We start from the raw sequence: 21,864 nt of genomic DNA on the forward strand, positions 1-21,864 counted from the left end.
TGTGCGAATCGCTGCATGGCGCCGCAAGCTGCCACCGGAGCGAAACGGCGCCGCGGGCGCTTGACGCATCGCGGCACCGGCAGCTCAGCAATTCGTCAGCACCGCACGTTGCCGATGGCGTTCCTGCCACACCGCCGCTGCATAGACCAGCAACCCGCCGAGCGCGGTGGCCGCGCCGACGTAGCCGGTGGAGGTCCAACCCCAGCCTGCCGTGATCGCCATGCCACCCAGCCATGGACCCAATGCATTGGCCGTATTGAACGCTGCATGGTTGGACGCTGCGGCCAGGGTCTGCGCTTCTGCCGCCACGTCCATCAAACGCGTTTGCAAGGCCGGCGCCAACGCCCCCATGGTGCCGACCGCCACGATCGAGACAAACACCCACACGCCTGACTGCGCTGCCAGCGGAAACGTCAACATCACCACCACCGACCACAGCAGCAATACCGGTACGGCGCGGAACTGCATGCGATCGAACAACCAACCGCCCAGGATGCTTCCCAGCACCCCGCCCACGCCGAATGCCACCATCGCCAACGGGATGCGCGCTGCGGTCACGCCGGTCACCGCAGTCAAGGTCGGCGCAAGGTAACTGAAGACGCAGAACATGCCGGAAAATCCCACCGCCCCGATCGCCAACGCCAGCCACACCTGCGGCTGATTGAACGCGCGCAATTCGCGCAGCGGCTGCTGGCGCAGCTCCTCCGGCTGCGGCGGCAACAGGACCGCCACGGCGGCGACCGTGCCCAGCGCAATCACCGACACCGACGCATAGGCCCAGCGCCAGCTCACGATTTGCCCCAGCCAGGTTGCCAGCGGGTTGCCCACCAGCAGCGCAACGCTCAGACCCAACAACACGCGCCCCACTGCAGTGGCACGTTGATTGGGCGGGCTGATCGATGCGGCCACCAGCGACGCGACGCCGAAGTAGGCGCCATGCGGCAGCCCGGCGATAAAGCGGCACAGCAGCATGGCGTGGTAGCTCGGTGCCAGTGCGCTGGCCACATTGCCCAGCGCATAGAAGACCATCAACAGCAGCAACAAGGTACGCCGCGGCCAGCGCGCGCCCAGGATCGCCAGCAAGGGCGCACCCACCACCACGCCCAACGCATACGCGCTGATGACGTGACCGACCTGCGGCTCGGTGATCTGCAAGCCCTGCGCAATCTGCGTCATCAGGCCCATGGTGGAGAATTCGCTGATGCCGATCGCAAAGCCGCCCATCGCCAGCGCAAGCAGGATCAGCACGTAATCGCGCCGGGACACGCGTGGCGAAGAAAGGTCGGTATCGGTCATGCCCGACTCCAGAGTTGCGGGGCGGTCTATTATTGTGCAATGCAGCACGACAGGAAAGCGCGACACCAGGGGCGATTCAGCGCCAGCGCCCACTCCATCACAGTTGCCGCGCATTCGACGCGACGGGGACGCTGTGTCCTATCTACATCGCTCGAATCTGCTTGAGTCCGCCACCATCGCTACCGGGCACCGCGATCGGCGCGGCGTCGCGCCTGGCGCGTGATCAATTTCGACTGGTTGCTGATGTCCAAATCCACTCAATCCCCCTTGTTCTCGCCGGTGCGCCTGGGCGCGCTGGAGCTTGCCAACCGCGTGATCATGGCCCCGCTGACGCGCAATCGCGCGGTCGCCGGCCAGGTGCCCTCGCCGCTTGCCGCTGAGTATTACGGCCAGCGCGCCACCGCCGGCCTGATCGTGGCCGAAGGCACCCAGATCAGTCCGCTGGGCCAGGGCTACCTCGATACGCCCGGCATCTACACCAAGGAACAAATCGAGGGCTGGCGCGCCGTCACTGACGAAGTGCATCGCCGCGGCGGCAAGATCGTGCTGCAGCTGTGGCACGTTGGCCGCGTCTCGCACACCAGTGTGCTGCCGCCGGGCGAAGTGCCGGTTGCGCCCAGCGCCATTCGCGCGGAAGGCAAGACCTTCACCAAGAACGGATTCGAGGACGTGTCCGAGCCGCGCGCGCTGGCATTGGATGAAATCCCCGGCTTGATCGAGGACTACCGCATCGCGGCGCGCAACGCGATCGATGCCGGCTTCGACGGCGTGGAAGTGCATGCGGCCAACGGCTATTTGTTGGACCAGTTCCTGCGCGACAGCTCCAACCAGCGCACCGACACCTACGGTGGCGATATCGAAAACCGTACCCGCCTGCTTGCCGAAGTGGTGCAGGCGATTGCCGATGAAATCGGCGCCGACCGCACCGGCGTGCGCTTGTCGCCGGTGACCCCGGTGTACGGCGCGCACGACTCCGACCCGCAGCCGCTGTTCGAACGTGCGGTCGAGCGCCTGAACCTGATCGGCGGGCTGGCCTTCGTGCACGTGATCGAGGGCGCCACCGGCGGCCCGCGAGACAACATCGCCTTCGACTATGCCGCGCTGCGCGCCAAGTTCGACGGCGCCTGGATCGCCAACAACGGCTACGACCGCGGCATGTCCGAACAGGCCATCAGCAGCGGCTACGCCGATGCGATCGCCTATGGCCGCCCGTTCATCGCCAATCCGGACCTGGTGCGTCGCCTGCGCGAGAACGCGCCGCTGGCCGAGATCGACCAGGCCACCATGTACGGCGGCGGTGCCAAGGGTTACACCGACTACCCCGCTTTGCCGGAGTAATCGCCTGATCAGCCGCTGACCAGGCGACCGCACCTGCCGGCTGGCACGGTGCGGTTGCCGTGGGTGACGCCGATGCACTGCATGCCTGCTGTTGGCCGATAAGCAGCGACCGGTCTTGCATGCGCGCCGCTGGCCATGCGGCCGCTCGGTGATTGCCAGGCGGACCGCTGCCGGCATCCTGCGCATCGCCTGCGCGCACCTGGTCGTGCGTTATTGGCGTCGAGTTTTTTGCCGGTTGCCATGCGCGCCCGACACTCGTCACCCTGCATCATCTGATCCGCAACGCCACCCCATCACCACACGTGATTTCGCAGCGGCGCATGCGCGCTTGCCGTCGCGATTGCCAGTACGCCAACGCTGCCGATGATGCAGCTATCTCATTGCCAAGGCTCTCGCGCATGCGACAGGGCTGCATGGTGGCGGCGGTGTATCCGCGCGACTAGCGCAACGGGCCTGCACTGCCTATCCGCAGGTGCGCTGCGCATTGGGGCCATAGCGCGCGCCGGCTTCCGCCAACGCACACTGCCGCGCCACTGGGTCACCGCGCTTACGCCTTGCGCAGGAAACAGGTCTTCAACACCAGGCCCTTGATCTTTTCCGAGTTGCCCTCGATGTGCTCGGCATCGTCTTCGACCAAGCGAATGTTGCGGATCACCGTGCCCTGCTTGAGCGGGATCGAAGAGCCCTTGACCTTGAGATCCTTGATCACGGTCACCGTGTCGCCGGCCTGCAGCACGTTGCCGTTGCTGTCGCGCACCACCGTCGTGTCTGCCGCGGCATCGCCTGCGCTCCATTCGAAGCCGCAGTCGGCGCAGATCGACATCGCGCCATCGGCATAGGTGTTTTCCAGTCCGCATTGCGGACAGGCGGGGACGGTAGGCATGCAATTCCTTGATCGAAGCGGGCGTGGATTGTAGCCGCCCGGGTGCGCGATCACGCACCCGGCACGGGGATGGGGCGATAGTGCGGCGCTTGTCGAATGCCCCGCAGGTCGCGCGTGTCCAATCAGCCAGTGTCCACTTCCCCGCGCACAACGCCGCCCTCCCCTCACACCCAACAAAGCGACCCCGCCGCCAGCGAGAATGGCCCAGGCAAGCCCAAGGGTTCGCACGTGGTGGTGTACGTGGCACTGGCGGGCAATCTGGCCATTGCCGTGGCCAAGTTCATCGCCGCCGGCATTTCCGGCAGCTCGGCCATGCTCAGCGAGGGCGTGCATTCGCTGGTGGACACCGTCAACGAAGTGCTGCTGTTGTATGGCTTGCGCCGCGCTGCGCAGCCACCCACCCCGACCCATCCGTTCGGTTACGGGCGCGAGCTGTATTTCTGGAGTTTCATCGTCGCCCTGCTGGTCTTTGCGATGGGTGCAGGCGTGTCGCTGTACGAAGGCATCGTACATTTGCGCAACCCCGAGCCGGCCAAGAGCCACCTGATTGCCTACTGCGTGCTCGGCGTATCGATCGTGTTCGAAGGCATTTCATGGGTGGTGGCGGTGCGCGAATTTCGCTCCAAGAAAGGCCGCATGGGCTATTTCCAGGCATTTCGCCAGAGCAAGGACCCCACCACCTTCACCGTGTTGCTGGAAGACAGCGCTGCGTTGATCGGCCTGCTGATGGCACTGCTCGGTCTGGCCGGTGCGCAATTGTTCGACATGCCCGAACTCGACGGCATCGCCTCGATCGGCATTGCCGGCGTGCTGGCGTTTACCGCGTTCCTGTTGGCGCGCGAAACCAAGGGCCTGCTGATCGGCGAGCCGGCGCATGCGCATGTTACCGACTCGCTGCTGCGCATCGCCGCCAGCGACCCGGACGTGCGTGCGGCCAATGGCGTGCTCACCATGCAAATGGGCCCCAACCAGGTGGTGGCGGCGTTGAGCGCCGAGTTCGAAGACAGCCGCACCACACCGCAGATCGAGGCCTGCGTCGGGCGGATCGAAGCCGCCGCCAAGCAGCAACATCCCGAGCTCACCGCACTGTTCATCAAGCCGCAGACCCCGGAAACCTGGCGTGCACGGCGTGCGCAGATCGAGAGCGGAGCAGCGCCGGATTGAGGGAGACCGAAGCGTGCGGCATGCAGATGTCGTGAAGCATGCCCGTGGGTCACCGCGTCGCTGCGCGTTGGTCCATCGAACACAGCGCCAACGTCGCAATCGCCGATCGCGCCGCGGACGGTCGGCCCAACGCACTCCACGCTCCGCTCCGTTTTCGCGCCGAGCCAGCCGGCGCGAGCCTGGTCGTGGCGGTCGTGCCGCCAAGCTGATCCCCGCCTCAACCGCAAACCTGGCTGCGGTTGCATGATCCGGTGCGATTGCCTACGGTGTGCGTGCGGCACCTCTTCGCATCGTGAATCAGCCGATGCATTCCCCTCGATCACCCATTCATGGAGGTTTCCAATGGAAATCAGCCAGGGTCGCGTTGCGACCATCCACTACACCCTTTCCGACGACAACGGCCAAGTGCTGGACCGCTCCACGCCCGACACTCCGCTGAGTTATCTGCATGGCGCCGGCAACATCGTGCCCGGCCTGGAGCAGGCACTGGAAGGCAAGCGGCTGGGCGATACGCTCACCGCCGACGTCGTGCCCGAACAGGGCTATGGCCCGCGCCACGAGCAGCTCAGGTGCCGCGCGATGCGTTTCCGACCGATGTCGACGTGGTACCCGGCGTGCAGTTCGAGGCGCGCACGCAGCAAGGCCCGGTCCTGGTCACGGTGACCGCGGTTGGCCCCGATCAGGTCACCGTGGACGGCAACCACCCGCTCGCCGGGCAAACCCTGCACTTCGCGGTCGAGGTGGTGGCAGTGCGCGAGGCCACCACGCAGGAATTGAACGACGGTCACGTGGCCGAGCTGGCCGCCTGACCCGGCGCGCGCCGCGCGCCCTCCTGGCTGCGGCGCGGGCCAGTGCGCAACACAGCGCTCGCGCTGGGCCATGGCGTCACCGACGCTGCCGATCTCGACGGCAGGTGCGGCGGGCGTAGTAAAGTGCGCGGCCCGCTCCCAGACCTGTCTGCATGAAACTCGGCATCGACTTCGGTACCAGCAACTCCGCCGCCGCGGCGATCGTCGATGGGCAAGTGGTGCCGGTGCGCTTCGGCGAGGCCTTGCAGTTCCGCACCACGGTGTATTTTCCCGAGACCATGCGCGACCCGGACGATTTCAGCCTGACGCCAGCGCTGGAGTACGAGGTAGAGCGGCTCATTGACTCGGGCCGGCGCGATGCATTGGCCGCCGGCGGCACCCCCAACACCGACCGCCTGCGCCGCGATGCGATCCGCATCGTGCGGCGGCAGTGGATGGAAGAGCAGGTGCGTGAGCCACGAAGTTCCGCCGCCCTGCTGCAAAACGCCGTCTACGGCGACGAAGCGCTGGATGCGTATTTTCTCGAAGGCGAAGGCAGCCTGGTGCAAAGCCCCAAGTCGATGCTGGGCTACAACCTGCATCCGCGCGCACGCCAGACCATTACCGGCATCGCCACCCATGTGCTGGAACACATCCGGCTGACAGCCTCGCGCCAGTTCGACATCAACATCCGTCACGCCACGCTGGGCCGGCCGGTGCAATTTCGCAGTTCGATCGGTGAGGCCGGCAATGCGCAGGCGCTGGAGATCCTGCAGACCGCCGCGATCGCCGCCGGTTTCGACGGCGTGGACTTTCTCGAAGAACCTGCAGCGGCGGCGATGCATTACCACGTCAGCCATGACAGCCGCCACGACACCGTGGTGGTGGATATCGGCGGCGGCACCACCGACATTGCCCATGCCAGCGTCGGCGGCAGCGCTGCGCCGCAGGTACACCGTGCCTGGGGCATCGCGCGTGGCGGCACCGATATCGATCTGGCGTTGAGCCTGGCGGCCTACATGCCCCTGTTCGGCCGCGGCATCACGCGCGTGCCCACCCACCATTACGTGGAGGCGGCGATGGTGCAAGACATGACGCGACAGCGCGAATTCCGCCTGCACAAGTACCAGGACGTGCCCGCCCCCTTCGACAAGCGTCTGCAGGCCTTGCAGGACACCGGCAACACCGCGCGCCTGTACCGCGGCGTGGAAGCCTGCAAGATCGCGCTCAGCGAGCTGGATCGGCACCAGGCCGCGCTCGACTTCATCGAGCGCGGCCTGGGCGTGGAGGTGCAGGCCGATGCGTTGGTTGCGTCCGCTTCCAGCTATCTGGGCGAACTGGCAGGCCTGCTGGCACAGGTGCGCGCCGACATGGCCGCCGCACCGACGACGGTGTTCCTCACCGGCGGCATGTCGCGGGCGGGCTACATCCGCGAGACCGTGGCCGCTGCGTTCCCCGAATCGCGCCTGGTGCATGGCGATCCGTCATTCGGTGTGGTCCAGGGATTGGCCTGGGCTGCCGCGCAGGTAGCCCACTCGTCGGACGATTAACACGCGCTGCAACGTAATCCCCTATAATGCACGGTTGCTGCTCGACGCCCAGCCGTCTTGCCTGCAACGGCACGTACACCGTGCCGCCGCGACGGCGCACCGAACGCCGCCGCACTCTCGACACCGCTTCCGCGCGCGCCACCCTAGCCGCACGCGGTGTCACCGCACTTCCCCGCTACAGGAGGCCACATGGCACGTCCCGCGACCAAGCAGAAATCCCAGCCCAGCATCGCTCGCAGCGAAGGTAAGTCGCAGCCGCTCAGTCGTGAGCGCATCGCTGCCGACATCGCCGCGTTCCGCAAGACCGGCGGCCGGATCGAAGTGCTCACTACCAACTTCGGCCCGGCGCGCAACGACGGCGACAAGAGCGCCTAACGCCACCAACACCGCGGCAGGTTGCAATGCATGTTGCCGCGAAGTTGCATTGGTGTACCAACATGCCACCGCAAGGTGGCATGTTTGTGTCTGGCTTCCGCCGATGTCATTCATACGCATCGCGCAGGACTGCAACTCCAATGCGGCCTCGTGTCGCTTCTGGCGATGACCCGCACAATGACTTCGCACAGGCCGCCGATGCGTGGCAACCGAACGCTGCGGACGCGTCGGCGCCTTGCGCTGCATCCGCGCAAAAACTCCAGGCGTGTACCCACGACTCCATCCGCATGCGCGCGTAGGCATGCATTGAACGCATGCAATCTGCCGCACTTCTGCATTCGCAGACGAGCATGCATTCACTCTGCACACCGACAGCGCAGAGTTGGCCCGCTACAATGGATTCCCCTTTGATTCTGCACGCCGTGATGCCTGCCTCCGATGCGTTGCCCGCCATGATCCGCAGCCTGTTGCCCCATTGGAATCCCGAATGGCTGGCGATTGCGGTACCGACGGTCAAGATCGTGCTGATCCTGGCAGTTGCCGCGTTGGTCCGCCTGCTGCTCCGGCAGTTGCTGCGGCGGCTGTGCACGCGTTACAGCGTGCCCGCCGAAATGATGATCGGCATCCGCCGCGTCGGCAGCTTCGTCATTTCGGTCAGTGCCTTGCTGATGGTGCTACGGGTCATCGGCGTCTCGGGCGGCACGTTGTGGACCGCATTCACCGGGTTCGCAGCCGTCGGCGCAGTGGCGTTCTTCGCTGCATGGAGCGTGCTGTCCAATATCTTCTGCACATTCCTGATCATCACCACGCGGCCATTTCGCCTGCACGATCACATCGAGGTTCTCGAAGGCGGCGACAAGCCCGGCTTGAAGGGACGTGTGATCGATATCAACGTGATCTACACCACGCTGGAAGAAACCGGCGAGCGTGCCGGCAGCGTACTGCAAGTTCCCAACAGCCTGTTTTTCCAGCGCACGACGCGTCGCTGGCGCGAGACCGGCAGCTTCAACGCCAACTAGGCGCAAGGCCAAGACGCGATACTGCGGCGAGTTCGCCAGTGGCAGAACCCATACACGGCGATATCGGCAAGCGGCAACCTTCGACGACCGCAGTAGGCTCCACTGCGGCGCACGCTTGCGATAGCGGCGCCGTCTGCGGGGATTGCAGTCGCGGTCGCATCGCGGGCATGACCCATCAGCCACTCAACGCAGCTGACTGTCCTTGCTGCCGCGACGGTTGTAGCCGCTTTGCCCAGCCTGCTCCAGGTCATGCGCCTCTTGGCAGTGCACGCACAAGTGCACGCCGGGCACCGCCTTGCGGCGCGCCTCGGGAATCGGTGCCTCGCACTCTTCGCAGTGCGTCAGGCTCGGGCCGTGATGCAACTGACTCCGCGCGCGCTTGATCGCATCGTCGACAGTGGCATCGATCTGGTCCTGTACCGCTCCATCACCCGCCCATCCGGTCGCCATGATCGCCATACCTCGCTGGTCTGGACACATATATGGTCACTCGCGCAGGCAAATCCAAGCCGCGTGTGCACAGTACGCTCAAGCTGGTTGAACTAGCATCAAATCAACGCCGCCGGCCGCCGCGCGCGGCAGTGACCATTACTCCGCCATCCGCACCCACGAAGGAACAGCAATGGAACAGCCCGTCCACCCGTTTTCCGAACTCTTCGCCCAGCTTGGCCTGCCGTCCGACGAAGCCAGCATTCGCCGCTTCATTGCCGAGCACTCCCCGCTGCCGGGCGATATGCGCCTGGAAGAAGCGCCGTTCTGGACGCCTGCCCAATCCCAGCTATTGCGTGAAGAACGCCTCGACGATGCCGACTGGATCGTGACCATCGATCAGCTCAATATCGCCCTGCATACCACTGCCGACGATACCGGCGTTTGAGCCAGGCGCGCGCTCGCGTGCGCCACGCTTGAGATCGCCTGCAGCTGACATGCTTGCCAGCGCATTGGTGAAAAAAAAGGAGCGGCCAATGGGCCGCTCCTTTGCATCGCAGGCAGTACAGCGGGCGACCACGCGCGTGCCCGGCCGTGCAACCTGCGTCAGGTCACTTTCTTGGCAATCGTCATGCCCAGCACGAACAGCACGATGGCGATGATGATGCCCGCCCAGAACAGGAACTTGGCGATACCCATCGCCGCGCCGGCCATGCCGCCGAAGCCCAGCGCACCGGCGATCAAGCCGATAATTGCGAAAATGATGGCCCACTTGATCATGATGTTGTCTCCTCATCGGCACCGTGCCGTTGTTCGATCGTGTGCTTGCGGCGCAGCGCCGCAGAACATGCACCGCACGCTACCGATTCGAATGTGCCGCACTCGTGAATACGCCTGACACACGCTGCAATACACGCGTTGCATTCAGAGAGTAAGCGCCGTGTCCACGCGAGCGCACGCGCCCGTGGAGGGATCATCGCAGCTGCGCGCGTGGCCGTCCTTGCACGACGAAACACCACATGCGCATGGCATCGTGCAAGCCGCACTGAGCGCAACAGATGCACGCGCTTGCCGCATCGACTCTCAGCGCGCATGCGCGGCTGGTTCGTAGTCACGCATCTGCACGGATGGATTGGTCAGTGGCCGACACATCGGCGATCATGCGCGCCTGCCCGCGACAGATCGCCATGGACACTCTTCGCTACCTCACCGGCTACCCGCCCGCCGTCCTGGATCAGGTGCGCGAGCTGATCGCCCAGGACAAGCTCGCCACCGTACTGGCGCGACGCTACCCCGACCGGCACGCGATCCGCACCGATCGCCATCTCTACGAGTACGTCAAGGCGATGAAGGAGCGCTACATGCGCTCATCGCCGACCCTGCACAAGGCGACGTACGACAATCATCTGCACGTGGTCAAGCACGCCCTGGGCACGCATACGGCGATCTCCCGCGTGCACGGCGGCCGCCTGAAGGCCAGCCGCGAGATCCGCATCGCATCGGTGTTTCGCGACGCGCCGGAGCCGTTCTTGCAGATGATCGTGGCGCACGAACTGGCGCACCTGAAGGAGGCCGATCACAACAAGGCCTTCTACCAGCTCTGCAACCACATGACTCCGGACTACCATCAGCTGGAATTCGATCTGCGCCTGTATCTGACGCAGTTAGCCTTGTCTGGCGATCGCTGAGCGTGCAGGACACGTGCAGGACTTGGCGCGGCTGACCGAACCACTGCGCTCACCGACAGGCGGGCGCGCACGCCATCGGTGCCCGGAATCGGCAAGTCTCCTTCGCACACTCTCGTACACTGCAGTTCCGAGCGCGCCGCCCACCTCCACCTGACGACCGCTCGCCACGTGGTGTTGGCCACTTTAGGATGCGCGCATGCAGCCCTCCTCTTTTGCAGACCTCACCCGCGCGGCGCAACGCCAGCAACCCGGCGCGATCAACGCGCTGGCCCAGGCGCTGGTGCGTGCCGGCCAACCGGAAGAAGCGCTTGTCTGGTATTTGCGCAGCGCGGCCGCCGGCGATGCGCTGGCGCAGGTCGAAGCCGGGCGCATGCGGGCCTATGGCGTCGGTTGCGAGGTGGACGTCGGTCAGGCGCGTGCGTACTGGGAGCTGGCCGAGCGGCAGGGCGCTGCAGCAGCACGCTATTTGCTGGCGACCCTGGCTGTGGGAGAGCAGCCGCTGACCCTGGCCGGCACTGCGCAGGATCGACTGCAGTCGGCAGCCAATGCCGACTACCCGCCAGCACTACGCGCCATCGCCATCCAGCACGGACGTGTGGCGCATCCGGAGCGGCAACGGCAGTGCGTCGCCTTGCTGGAACGCGCGGCGGCCGGCGGCGATGCCGTGTCGGCCGCCCTGTTGGCCGAGCGCCTGCTGCGCGGCGAAGGCGTGCCGCCCCAGCCCGATGCCGCTGCACAGCTCTTGCAGCAGTTGCAGCCCCTGGGCATGACCGCGCTACCGCCGGTGGACGTCGCGCCGCCGGACCCCGCAGACGACACCGCCGGTCACCGCATCGCATTCGCGCCGCGTGTTGGCCCGGTGCGACGCCACACAGCCCCACGCATCGAAGAATATGCCGCAGTCCTGTCGGCCGACGAATGCCGCTTGCTCATGCTGCTGGCGCGACCGCATCTGCGTGCCTCGAAGGTGATCGATCCCAACGATGCCAGCACCGGGCGCGCGCCGGTCCGCACCAGCCACGGCGCGACATTGGACCCCATCATCGAAGACTTCGCCGCGCGTGCCGCACAGTCGCGGTTGGCGGCCTGCGCGCAGCTCCCGCTCGCCCACGCAGAACCACTCTCGGTGTTGTGTTACGCACCGGGCGAGCAGTACCGCGCGCACCGTGACTACCTGCCGCCCGGAACGATCGCCGCCGACCGCCCCACCGCCGGCAACCGCCAGCGCACCGTCTGCGTCTATCTCAACGACGTCGGCGCCGGTGGCGAGACCGAATTCCCGGTCGCCGGCGTTCGCGTGCGGCCACGTCCCGGCACACTGGTCTGCTTCGACAACCTGCATGCCGATGGCCGCCCGGACGCCGATTCGCTGCACGCCGGCCTGCCGGTCACGGCAGGCAGCAAATGGTTGGGGACGCTGTGGTTCCGCCAGCAACGCTACCGGGATTGGTGAACAGATTCATACACACCCCCCTGCCGACGTGGTTTAAAATGTTGCAGCGCGACGTGATCGGACAGGATCTGCAAACGTCGCGTTTTTTGTTTCCCACGGCACGGGTGCACGCCCGGCTTCAGGGAAGGCACATCACGCAGCCCCGCGGAGCCTTCGATGCTTTTCGAAACCCTCGATACCACCGGCCACGAGCAGGTGATTTTCTGTCACAACCGCGACGCCGGGCTCAAGGCGATCATCGCCCTGCACAGCACGCGCCTTGGGCCAGCGTTGGGTGGCGTGCGGATGCGCCCCTATGCCAGTAGCGAGGCGGCACTCAACGACGCGCTGCGGCTGAGCCGCACCATGACCTACAAGAACGCCCTGGCCGGCCTGAATGTCGGCGGCGGCAAGGCGGTCATCATCGGCGACCCTCGGACCGACAAGACCGAAGCGCTGTTCCGCGCGTTCGGCCGGTTCGTCGATACCCTCGGCGGGCGCTACATCACCTCCGAGGACGTCGGCACGGACGTCAATGACATGGAGCAGATCTACCTGGAAAGCGAGTACGTCACCGGTGTGCACCAGGTGCACCGCGGCTCCGGCGACCCTGCCCCGTTCACGGCCTACGGCGCCCTGCAGGCACTGATGGCCTCGCTCAACCGCAAGCTCGGCCACGAAGAAGTCGGCAAGGCCAGCATTGCGATCCAGGGGCTGGGCCATATCGGCATGGAGTTGGTGAAGCTGCTCAAGGAGCGCGGCGCAAAACTCTATGTGGCCGACCTGAATCAGGCGCTGGTGGACCGCGCAGTGGCCGAATACGGCGCAGAAGCGGTGCGCCCGGATGAAATCCATCAGGTATCGGCCGACGTATTTGCTCCCTGCGCGCTGGAAGGCGCCATCAACGAAGACACGCTGCCGCAGCTCAAGGCCAAGATCATCTGCGGCACCGCCAACAACCAGCTTGCCAGCGCCGCCATCGGCGAAGAGCTGCACCGGCGCGGCATTTTGTATGCACCCGATTACGTGGTGAATGCCGGTGGGGTGATGAATGTGTCGCTGGAGATCGACGGCTACAACCGTGAGCGTGCGATGCGGCTGATCCGCAGCATCTATCACAACCTGGAAAAGGTCTTCGATCTATCCACGCAGCTGGACGTTTCGCCGCAGCAGGCGGCCGATCAGATTGCCGAAGCGCGCATTGAGGCCATCAGCAAACTCAAGCTGCCGCTGGGTCGTACTGCGCCGCGCTTCCTGCACAAACTACGCGGCGAGTAACTGGCAACAGATAGATTGGGCGTAGCGATCAGCGCAGTACGTGATTGCCGCTGAAAACGCCACGCCCGGGCATTGCGCCCGGGCGTCATGCACGCCGATCAGAAATCGGCGCTGTACTTCAGGCTCAACGCACGGTCGTCGCCGCGCTCGCCCACCCGCTGGTCGTAACCGAAACGCAGCTGGCTCTGCTGGCCAAGCGGTGCTGCAGCGGTGATGCCGAACAGACCCCCCGAACGTGCCGGTTGCATGCCACGCAGCGGTGCCCACGCATCCACCCCCACGAAGCTGGCATCTAGCGTCAAGCCATCGCTGCTCAGCGCCTGCTGCCATTCCGCATAGCCGCCCAGCTGGATACCGCGCCAGCGATACGCCGATCGCACGCCGGCAAGCGCCTGCGTGCGCGATGACGTATTCGCGTCGGCACGCAAGCCGAAGCCATCGCCGCCGCTTTCGCGGAAACCGTCGCTGCGCAAACGCACGTAATCCAGGCCCATATACGGCGTCAGGCTTGCATGCGCGCCACCCAGGCGGTACCCGGTTTCCAGATTGCTGCTGAGGTAACTGCCGCTGTAGTCGCTGAAGGCGCTGCTGCGGTCTTCGCCCAGCTGCAGGGTGCGCTCGATCTGCCGATTGACGTTGCCAAAGCCCACTTGGCCCAGCGTGTACGCAGCGCCCAATGTCGTGCCCCAATACAGCTGCGCCTGCACCTGACGATCGCGCCCGCGTGCCCCATCCAGGTCGCCCAGACTACTGGAGCGCGTTTCGCCGAACGCAAAACCGGTGACCGCACCGGAAGCCAGACGCACATCGTTGCCCATCATCCAGCCGGAGGTGGCAAAGCCCGAAGTGGTTGCACCGCCCTCGCCCGGCCCGCCGAGTGCCCGTTGCCAGTTGCCCAACAGACGCGGCTGTTGCGAGAGCCCATCGAAATGCGCTGCCAGCGCGCGGCGACCCAGATCGATGGTGTGGAAGGTCATCGCCGCAGAGTCGGCATGCGCACGGCCGGACAGGCTGCGCAGCGAATCCGCCGCGGCCTTGGCGGTTGGCGATTGTTGCAAGGCAGCTGCAGCGCGAATGAAGCCGCCGCTGAGCGCACCGTTGCCCTGGAACTGCTGCGCATCGACCTGCTGGAACGCCTGCTCGACGCGGATGGCCGAATCCATCGACGCGGTGCCGATCGCGCCCAGCGACGCAGCGACCGCGGTGACATCCATGCGCTGCAGCGACACATACGCGGTGTTGGCGTCGTAGCTGCGCGTGGCGCTCAGAAAGGTCACCGCCGGCCCGCTGCTCAGCGTGTCGAATGTGCCTTGCAAGCCATTGGTCGCCTGCAGCACCGCGTAGGTCGTGTTGTTGGCGACGTAGTCGCGCCGACCGAGCAATTGCAGGTCGCCGGCGATGGTCGCCGTGCCCGCGACATTCAACCGGTCACCCACATTCAGTGCCAGGCGACCATTGCTGGCCTGCGTGTAGTTGCCGGCAATGGAGGCGGTCGCGCCGTTGACCTGCAAGGTCCCGGCGTTGTCGACCCGACCACCGATGTTGCCTGCGCCAACCAGGCGCGCGCCATTGGCGACGCTCACCCGCGCACTCTGCAAACTGGCGGTCTGCAAGGTGCCGCCAAGGACCTGGGTGTCGCCGCTAAACGTATTGGCCGTGCTGCTCAATACCAAGGTCCCGGTGCCGCGCTTGGTCAGGCCGCCGGTGCCACTGATGTCGTTGGCCCACGTCGAACGCAAGGTCGTGACATTGACATCCACCGTGCCCCAATCGAAGCGTGCCGGCCCCAACACTGCCTTGCCGACGTTGAGCAGGCCGTAGCCGAAGACCGGATCCACGCCCGCAGCCCCCAAGTCGGTGGCGGTTCCCAGCAAGGTCTGGCGCACAAGATCATTGTTGAAATACGGAAATGCCTGCCACACCAGCGCAGCCGCACCGGAGACCAGCGGCGCTGCGAACGAGGTGCCGCTGCCGTAGAAATAACGGACATTGCCGGCAGTGGCGTCCGGGTCGATGAACAGCGAAGTGCCTGGCGCGACCAGGCAGTAGCGCATCGCCACACCACAGGCGTTGGAGTACGACGCCAGTTGCGTCGGGTTGGCGGTATCCAGCGCGCCGACCACCAACCAACCGCGCTCCAGATCGGCCGCCGGCAGCGTCCCGTTCGGGCCAGGCTGACTGGGCAGCGCCGCCGTATCCGAGGGCTGCGAGCGCGATTCATTGCCCGACGCGAACACCACCAGCCCATCGTTGCTGAGGATGAAAGGGCGGTACTCCTGGGCAATCTGATTGGTCACCGTCGGGTCGTTCCAATACAGGCCGCCCCACGAATTGTTCATGATGCGCACACCGGCACTGATCAGATCGGCATGCACCGGCCCCAGACCGAGCGGTCCATCGACCTCGTTGCCGTCGCCGCTGCCGTCATCGTCCGGCGCACGGTCGCTGATGATGCGTGCAGACACCAGGCCCGCACCCGGCGCGATGCCGCCGGGCCATTGCCCGACCGCACGCCCGGCGGCCAGCTCGGCCACCACGGTCCCGTGCCCGACCACATCGCCCACCGCGGTGTTGTTGGTGCGTGGATCCACATAGATGAAGCTGTCGCTGACGCGTCCCTGCAACGCCGGATGATTGGCATTGATGCCGGTATCGATGACACCGATGCGGTACCCCGCGCCGGTAAAGCCAAGCGCCTGTGCCGCACGCGCGTTGGTCAGCGCCAGATGCGCATCGATCGCAGGCTCCGGGGTCGTTGGCGTCGTCACCGGTGGCGGCGGTGATGTTGGCGGCGGAGGCGGTGGTGGCGAGGTCACCGGCGGTGCGGCCGGGGTGCTTTGACGGGCAATGCCCCCGCCGCCGCCGCCACACGCGGTCAACGCAACCGCCAGCGCCGAGGCCAGTACGGTCCTGGCGACGTCTTGCTTCTTCATTGGTGTTCTCCCCGAACCCATTCCATGGATGGGGCCCAATCGGGCCCGAATAATGCTTTGCTTACTTTAAATCGGAAAGCGTGCGCGTGGGGCGCGCGCTGGCGCGGCGCCGCCATGAGGCAGATAATCGTTTCACTTTAAACGGTATCTGCTCATGTCCGACATCGTCATCGTTGCTGCCAAACGTACTGCCATCGGCTCGTTCCTCGGCCAATTCAATGCGGTGCCGGCACCCACGCTCGCCGCGGCTGCTATCCAGGGCGCACTCGCGCAATCGGGCATCGCGCCTGCCGATATTTCCGAAGTCATCGTCGGCTGCGTGCTGCCGGCCAATCTGGGCCAGGCACCTGCGCGTCAGGCCGCGATCGCCGCAGGCATTCCTACCTCGACCGGCGCCACCACCATCAACAAGGTGTGCGGCTCGGGAATGAAGGCGATCATGTTGGGGCACGACCTGATCAAGGCCGGCTCGGCCAGCATCGTGGTGGCCGGCGGCATGGAGTCGATGAGCAATGCCCCGCATCTGCTGCCCAACTCGCGCACCGGCAACCGCTACGGCAATTTTCAGGCGGTCGATCACATGGCCTGGGACGGTCTGACGAATCCGTATGACGGCCAGGCCATGGGCGTGTTCGGCGAAGCCACTGCGGAGAAGTTCGGCTTCAGCCGCGCCGACCAGGATGCGTTCGCCATCGCCTCGGTGGAACGCGCGCAGGCGGCGCAGCGCAGCGGCGCGTTTGCCGACGAAATCGTGCCGGTGACGGTGACCACGCGCAAGGGCGACGTCGTCGTCGACAGCGATGAGCAGCCGGGCAAGTCCGACGTGGCCAAGATTCCGACGCTGAAGCCAGCCTTCAAGAAAGACGGCAGCGTGACCGCGGCCAGTTCCTCGAGTATTTCCGATGGAGCGGCAATCACCGTGCTAATGAGCGCGGACGACGCGCAACGCCGTGGCGTGACGCCGCTGGCACGCATCGTTGGCCATGTCACCCACGCTCAGGAACCGGAGTGGTTCACCACCGCACCGGTCGCTGCGATCCAGTCGCTGGTCAGCAAGCTCGGCTGGCGATTGGACGATGTGGATCTGTTCGAAATCAACGAAGCCTTCGCCGTCGTGGCGATGGCACCGATCAGGCAACTCGGCATCGCGCACGATAAGGTCAATGTGCATGGCGGCGCCTGCGCATTGGGTCATCCGATCGGTGCATCCGGCGCGCGTTTGGTGGTGACATTGGTGAACGCGTTGCGCAGCCGCGGAGGCAAGCGCGGAATCGCCACGCTGTGCATCGGCGGCGGCGAAGCCACTGCCATTGCTATCGAATTGATTTAATTATCTTTAACGGCGATTTTGCAAAACTGAATGCGCGTGCGCTTGACACTTGTCTTGTGGCCGTCATCATGTCGGGGGCGCGCAATAGCGCGTTGCCTAATCTAACGACGAGGATTGAAACAATGACCATTAACAAGCTGCTGATCGCAATGGCTCTGGGCCTGGCCCTGACCGCTTGCTCGAAGCCGGAACAGGCTCAGGACGCTGCTGCTTCGGCTAACGAAGCTGCTGCCGACGCTCAGACCGCTGCCGACCAGGCTGCTGCCTCGGGCTCGCAGTCGGCTGACGCCGCTCAGGCTGCTGCCAACACCGCTGCTGCTTCGGCCGACACCGCTGCTGACGCTGCTCAGGCTGCTTCCGGCGCCGCGACCGACGCTGCTGCTGACCAGGCTGCCGACGCTGCCAAGACGGCTGAAGACACCGCCAAGGCTGCCAAGGACACCGCAGAAGAAGCCAAGAAGTAATCACTTCTTGACTCCAAGCGAGTTCGGAAAAAGCCGCTGGTTTCCAGCGGCTTTTTCTTTGTCTGCCAATCAAGCCTCGCACACCGTGACAGCAGCAAGGACACGAACAACCTGCACGATTGCGTCTGTCTCCCCGGCGGCTGAATGGCCAGCGACGCATTGACGCAGACTGCATCGCCTCCTGCATAAGCTCCGGCTTCCAACACCGGAACAGGAACAGGACCACCCATGAAGACGATCCGCATGCTGTCGTTGAGCGCCATCGCCGCTCTCACCCTTGCTGCCTGTCAGGGCCCGGATGCCGAGCAGGCGCGCCGCGATGCCGCTTCTGCCGCCAAGCACGCCGCCGCCGCGACCGAACAGGCCGCCGACCGTGCGGCAGTGGAAGCGAAGGCCGCAACTGCCGATGCACGCGTGGCTGCGCGCGAGTTGGCCGCAGACGCCAGCCGCGCCACCGCCAATGCGGCCGATGCCACTGCCGACAAGACGCGCGAAATGGCCAACAAGGCCGAACAGAACGCCGACAAGCACGACGCCGACCACGCGCAGCACTGAGTCGCTCCCCTCTCGCAGCACCCGCAACGCGCCGGCCATGTGCCGGCGCGCTTGTCTCGGCCGACGGGTGGCTCGTGTTGTCGAGGCCGGCAGGCTAGCATTCGCATATGTCCTCTTCTTTTACGTCGCGCCGGCGCAACCAGCTGGCGCTGATTTTTTCTGCGCTGATCTTCGTCGTCATCGGAATCGGCATCTTCGTGGGTGCCCGCCGTTCGCTGGCCGACGCTGCGCTGGTGTCGCACACCCACGAGGTGATCGGGCGGGTGGACGAGATCCAGGCGCGCGTGCTCGATGCCGAATCGGCGCAGCGCGGCTTCCTGCTTACCGGCAACGACGCCTACCTGCTGGACTACCAGACCAGTGTCGAACGTCTGCCGATCCTGCTGGACAACCTGCGCCGCCTGATCGTCGACAACCCCGCACAGGAGCAGCACCTGGCGCAGTTGCAACGGCTGGTGGAAACCCGCCTGCGGCAGATTCAGCACGTGCTCGACCTCTATGCGCAAGGTGGGCTGGAGCCGGCACGTGCCGACATCCGGCAGAGCGCATTCCGCACTACCAGCGCCATCCGCGAGCAGGCATTGACGATGGTGCAGCGCGAACAGGAGCTGCTGGCACAACGCGCGCGAAGCAGCGAACAAAGCGCCAACCTGTTGCTGGCACTGGCATTGGCCGGCATTCCGTTCGGGCTGTTGGTGGTGGGCATGGTCTATGCGCTGTTGATGCGCGAACTGCGCCACCGCGCGCAGGCAGAACAGCTGGCGGCGCAGGCCAATCGCGAGTTGGGCGAGAGCATCGAGGCACTGCAGCGCAGTACCGCCGATCTCAACCTGCTCAGCCGTTACACCGGCCTGCTGCAGAGCTGCATCAGTGCCGAAGAAGCGTTGATGGTCAGCAGCCGTACCCTGGCCGGCCTGCTGCCGGGCGTGGCGGGAAGCGTGTACCTGCTGCGCGCCTCGCAGGACCGCGCCGAGGCGATCAGCCACTGGGGCGAGCCGCTGGTGCGCAGCGCGCCGCATCTGTCGCCCGAGCAGTGCTGGGCGCTGCGCCGCGGCCAGCCGCATATCGTCCAAGACCTGGGCCGGGATGCGCTGTGTGCGCATATCGAAGAACCCGCACACGATGCATCCGTCACCACCGCGTGCCTGCCGATGTCGGCGCAAGGCACCCAGCTCGGGTTTCTGTTCCTGTCTGCCGCCGGCCCGGGGCCGATGCCGCGGCTGGAAATCGCCGAGGCGGCCGCCGAACAGTTGTCGTTGGCGCTGAGCAACCTGCGTCTGCGCGAGTCGCTGCGCCGGCAGTCGATCCGCGATGCGCTGACGGGGCTGTATAACCGCCGCTATCTGGAAGAATCGCTGAGCCACGAGTTGGCGCGGTGCGCACGGCGTGGTCTGCCGTTGTCGGTCTTGATGCTGGACGTGGACCATTTCAAGCAGTTCAACGACAGCCAGGGCCATGCCGGCGGCGACCTGTTGCTGGCAGCGGTGGGCGAATTGCTGCTGACCCGCCTGCGCGCCGAGGACGTGGCATGCCGCTACGGCGGTGAGGAATTCACCGTCCTTCTGCCCGAAGCCGATGGCGAAGAAGCCATGCGCGTGGCCGAGCAGATTCGCAGTTACATCGCCGCGCTGGCGGTCAGCGACGGTGCGCGCGCCTTGCCGAAGGTGACTGCCTCGATCGGCGTGGCCAGCTTCCCTGCCGATGGCGAACAGGGTGCGAGCCTGATCCAGAAAGCCGACGCAGCGCTGTATCGTGCCAAGCATGCTGGGCGCAACCGGGTCGAGCGATACGGTGCTGCTACGGACAGTGCGGACTGAAGGCAGCGGACGAGGCCACGGCGGGCAGCCAGGCGCGGCTGCGCACGAAGCCGGGAGGTAGCACGCGGAGACTGCGGCCCTGGTGCGCCGCGCGCACCCACTTGACGGCTGCTCGCAGCGTTTGCCGACAGCTTCGGCGCGCGCGTCGTCCATCCCGGTTTGCGGAGTTCGTCACACAAAAGATCCAGTTGCGCAGCGATAGTCGGCCTCGACCCCTAAAGCGAGGCAGTCCGATGTCGATGTGGCGCGATCAAGGTCCCAATAAGAAAGACGGCGTTCCGGTCACCCCCGAGGTTCCTGCGGCCGATGGCAGGCTCTTCACCGCCGAGGCCAGCCCCGCGCCGCCGGTGCCCGCCGCCGCAGCGCCCAGCGTCGCGCCGGCAGCTGCGGCCACGCAGCGTCACAGCGAAGCGAAAGAGTCGCTGATCGCTGCCGACATCAGCATCGAAGGCAAGATCGAAGGCGCCGGCCATGTGCGTCTGGCCGGCCGCTTCAAGGGCGATGTCAACGTCAAGGGCGATCTGACCATCGAACGCGGCGCCAAGCTCAATGGCGGCGTGCGCGCCAACAAGGTGATCATCGCCGGCGAGCTGGAGGGCAACATCGAATCTGCCGCGCAGGTCGAACTGCAGACGTCCGGTGTGTTGGTCGGCGACGTCAAGGCCGGCAGCCTCACGGTGGCCTCGGGTGCGCGCATGCGCGGCCAGGCCGATTTCGGCTGGGGCGATGATGGCGGCAAGCCGGTCACTGCCAGCAAGCCGGTGGTCAGCGGAGACAGCGACGCCACATGAGTGCACCTCGCCCGGGCACGCCCGGCGCCACGCGCAGCTGCCCGCACTGCAAGGCGACGATCCTGGAAAGCGCCAGCGTCTGCCCTGCGTGCAAGCACCACCTGCGCTTCGATTCGGCGGCTGCGCAACACGCGCAGCCGGCGCCGATCGTGCCGCTCAAGGTCGACGGCACCATCCGCCACCCGGCCGACGGCGATCCGTGGGAATACACGGTGGTGGTGGTGGTGCGCAACGGGAAGGGCGAGGAGATCCGTCGCCAGGTGGTCGATGTCGGCGCCATGCACGGCGGCGAAGAACGCGGCTTCACCCTGGCGGTGGAAGCGAGCGCGGTGCGTTCGCCCGGGCGGCGTACGCGGCATTGAGAACAGCTGACAAAACGACTGCGCAGCTGCCAGGCGGGCGCGGCCGGTGCTCGGAATCGGCATGTACCACGCGTACACCGCGGTTCCTTCGTACCGTCCACGCCACCTGACGGCCGCTCGCTACGTTTTGTTGGCCGCTCTGAGGCGTCCACGATCCACGCGGCTGCCAACACTAAACGCGCACTGCCGGACGAACGTGGCGGTGAGTTGATCGGCATGTGCCGTGCGTGCACCCGTAGCCCCTGTGCGCCGTCCACGCCCGTCCGGCGGCTGCTCGCGAGGGAGTGGCACCTGCCGGTAAGCGCGCGCCGCGCGAAGGCACCGCCGCACGCGGTTCCCATTCTCAGGATCTGCACACCGGCTTGGCCAGAG

20 protein-coding genes, 2 other RNA genes and 1 pseudogene are annotated in these 21,864 nt (G+C 65.8%); 18 read left to right on the forward strand and 5 right to left on the reverse strand.

All coding sequences use genetic code 11. The features are described from left to right. Nucleotides 1-84: 84 nt before the first annotated feature. Nucleotides 85-1,296, reverse strand: coding sequence for an MFS transporter (locus LN450_RS19340; protein ID WP_041855035.1), 1,212 nt, complete (start codon nt 1,294-1,296; stop codon nt 85-87). Between the two features lie 219 nt (nt 1,297-1,515). On the opposite strand from LN450_RS19340, the gene LN450_RS19345 reads away from it, so the two are divergent. After that, entirely contained in the window at nt 1,516-2,634 is a 1,119-nt protein-coding gene (locus tag LN450_RS19345) for an alkene reductase (protein WP_011346850.1), read from the forward strand. Nucleotides 2,635-3,181: 547 nt separating this feature from the next. Here the strand turns inward: LN450_RS19345 and LN450_RS19350 are convergent. Continuing rightward, nucleotides 3,182-3,517, reverse strand: a complete 336-nt coding sequence (locus LN450_RS19350; RefSeq protein ID WP_011346848.1) for a zinc ribbon domain-containing protein YjdM — start codon at nt 3,515-3,517, stop codon at nt 3,182-3,184. Nucleotides 3,518-3,631: 114 nt separating this feature from the next. Here LN450_RS19350 and LN450_RS19355 point away from each other — a divergent pair, with 114 nt between their 5' ends. From LN450_RS19355 to LN450_RS19375, 5 genes and pseudogenes are all read left to right on the forward strand, one after another. After that, on the forward strand, nt 3,632-4,681 hold the full coding sequence (locus tag LN450_RS19355) for a cation diffusion facilitator family transporter (RefSeq protein ID WP_014089712.1): 1,050 nt from the start codon (nt 3,632-3,634) through the stop codon (nt 4,679-4,681). Between the two features lie 342 nt (nt 4,682-5,023). Continuing rightward, a pseudogene (locus LN450_RS19360) lies at nt 5,024-5,490 on the forward strand (FKBP-type peptidyl-prolyl cis-trans isomerase). A 152-nt stretch (nt 5,491-5,642) separates the two neighbouring features. After that, complete coding sequence (locus LN450_RS19365) at nt 5,643-7,019, forward strand: Hsp70 family protein (RefSeq protein ID WP_011346844.1); 1,377 nt, start codon at nt 5,643-5,645, stop codon at nt 7,017-7,019. A gap of 189 nt (nt 7,020-7,208) precedes the next feature. After that, nucleotides 7,209-7,394 (forward strand): hypothetical protein, encoded by a 186-nt coding sequence (locus LN450_RS19370; protein ID WP_008578219.1) that lies wholly within the window; start codon nt 7,209-7,211, stop codon nt 7,392-7,394. 425 nt (nt 7,395-7,819) lie between these two features. Beyond that, nucleotides 7,820-8,413 (forward strand): mechanosensitive ion channel family protein, encoded by a 594-nt coding sequence (locus LN450_RS19375; RefSeq protein WP_029818992.1) that lies wholly within the window; start codon nt 7,820-7,822, stop codon nt 8,411-8,413. Nucleotides 8,414-8,596: 183 nt separating this feature from the next. On the opposite strand, the gene LN450_RS19380 is transcribed toward LN450_RS19375, so the two are convergent. Further along, entirely contained in the window at nt 8,597-8,863 is a 267-nt protein-coding gene (locus tag LN450_RS19380) for a DksA/TraR family C4-type zinc finger protein (protein ID WP_011346842.1), read from the reverse strand. Nucleotides 8,864-9,035: 172 nt separating this feature from the next. Here LN450_RS19380 and LN450_RS19385 point away from each other — a divergent pair, with 172 nt between their 5' ends. After that, the gene (locus tag LN450_RS19385; RefSeq protein ID WP_011346841.1) at nt 9,036-9,290 is read left to right on the forward strand and encodes a DUF2789 domain-containing protein; all 255 of its coding nucleotides are present in this window, start codon (nt 9,036-9,038) and stop codon (nt 9,288-9,290) included. Between the two features lie 158 nt (nt 9,291-9,448). On the opposite strand, the gene LN450_RS19390 is transcribed toward LN450_RS19385, so the two are convergent. Next, the gene (locus LN450_RS19390; RefSeq protein WP_003489471.1) at nt 9,449-9,622 is read right to left on the reverse strand and encodes a DUF1328 domain-containing protein; all 174 of its coding nucleotides are present in this window, start codon (nt 9,620-9,622) and stop codon (nt 9,449-9,451) included. A gap of 380 nt (nt 9,623-10,002) precedes the next feature. Here LN450_RS19390 and LN450_RS19395 point away from each other — a divergent pair, with 380 nt between their 5' ends. The 4 genes from LN450_RS19395 to LN450_RS19410 all read left to right on the forward strand — a co-directional run bounded on the left by LN450_RS19395 (nt 10,003) and on the right by LN450_RS19410 (nt 13,240). Then, on the forward strand, nt 10,003-10,530 hold the full coding sequence (locus LN450_RS19395; RefSeq protein WP_306432167.1) for a YgjP-like metallopeptidase domain-containing protein: 528 nt from the start codon (nt 10,003-10,005) through the stop codon (nt 10,528-10,530). Between the two features lie 102 nt (nt 10,531-10,632). Continuing rightward, a non-coding RNA gene (locus LN450_RS19400) (sX9 sRNA) lies at nt 10,633-10,710 on the forward strand. A 16-nt stretch (nt 10,711-10,726) separates the two neighbouring features. Continuing rightward, nucleotides 10,727-11,983, forward strand: a complete 1,257-nt coding sequence (locus tag LN450_RS19405) for a 2OG-Fe(II) oxygenase (protein ID WP_011346839.1) — start codon at nt 10,727-10,729, stop codon at nt 11,981-11,983. Between the two features lie 156 nt (nt 11,984-12,139). Further along, nucleotides 12,140-13,240, forward strand: a complete 1,101-nt coding sequence (locus LN450_RS19410; protein WP_005924809.1) for a Glu/Leu/Phe/Val dehydrogenase dimerization domain-containing protein — start codon at nt 12,140-12,142, stop codon at nt 13,238-13,240. Nucleotides 13,241-13,338: 98 nt separating this feature from the next. On the opposite strand, the gene LN450_RS19415 is transcribed toward LN450_RS19410, so the two are convergent. Then, on the reverse strand, nt 13,339-16,173 hold the full coding sequence (locus tag LN450_RS19415) for an autotransporter serine protease (RefSeq protein ID WP_011346838.1): 2,835 nt from the start codon (nt 16,171-16,173) through the stop codon (nt 13,339-13,341). A gap of 154 nt (nt 16,174-16,327) precedes the next feature. On the opposite strand from LN450_RS19415, the gene LN450_RS19420 reads away from it, so the two are divergent. The 7 genes from LN450_RS19420 to LN450_RS19450 all read left to right on the forward strand — a co-directional run bounded on the left by LN450_RS19420 (nt 16,328) and on the right by LN450_RS19450 (nt 21,628). Further along, nucleotides 16,328-17,503 carry a thiolase family protein gene (locus LN450_RS19420; RefSeq protein ID WP_003489456.1) on the forward strand — a complete coding sequence of 392 codons (1,176 nt, stop codon included), beginning with the start codon at nt 16,328-16,330 and terminating at the stop codon, nt 17,501-17,503. 122 nt (nt 17,504-17,625) lie between these two features. After that, entirely contained in the window at nt 17,626-17,967 is a 342-nt protein-coding gene (locus tag LN450_RS19425; RefSeq protein WP_003489455.1) for a hypothetical protein, read from the forward strand. A gap of 228 nt (nt 17,968-18,195) precedes the next feature. Then, entirely contained in the window at nt 18,196-18,522 is a 327-nt protein-coding gene (locus LN450_RS19430) for an XAC1346 family secretion chaperone (RefSeq protein ID WP_011346837.1), read from the forward strand. A gap of 107 nt (nt 18,523-18,629) precedes the next feature. Beyond that, nucleotides 18,630-20,339 carry a diguanylate cyclase gene (locus LN450_RS19435; protein ID WP_011346836.1) on the forward strand — a complete coding sequence of 570 codons (1,710 nt, stop codon included), beginning with the start codon at nt 18,630-18,632 and terminating at the stop codon, nt 20,337-20,339. 233 nt (nt 20,340-20,572) lie between these two features. Next, a complete protein-coding gene (locus tag LN450_RS19440) occupies nt 20,573-21,130 on the forward strand; it encodes a bactofilin family protein (RefSeq protein ID WP_011346835.1) in 558 nt (185 codons plus the stop codon). Then, nucleotides 21,127-21,492 (forward strand): hypothetical protein, encoded by a 366-nt coding sequence (locus LN450_RS19445; protein WP_008578205.1) that lies wholly within the window; start codon nt 21,127-21,129, stop codon nt 21,490-21,492. Before LN450_RS19440 ends, LN450_RS19445 begins: the two co-directional genes overlap by 4 nt. Nucleotides 21,493-21,553: 61 nt before the next feature. Then, nucleotides 21,554-21,628: non-coding RNA, sX9 sRNA (locus LN450_RS19450), on the forward strand. The last annotated feature ends 236 nt before the right edge of the window (nt 21,629-21,864 follow it).

The sequence above is a fragment of the Xanthomonas euvesicatoria pv. euvesicatoria genome (genome assembly GCF_020880415.1).
In the GTDB taxonomy this organism is placed as follows: Bacteria; Pseudomonadota; Gammaproteobacteria; order Xanthomonadales; family Xanthomonadaceae; genus Xanthomonas; species Xanthomonas euvesicatoria.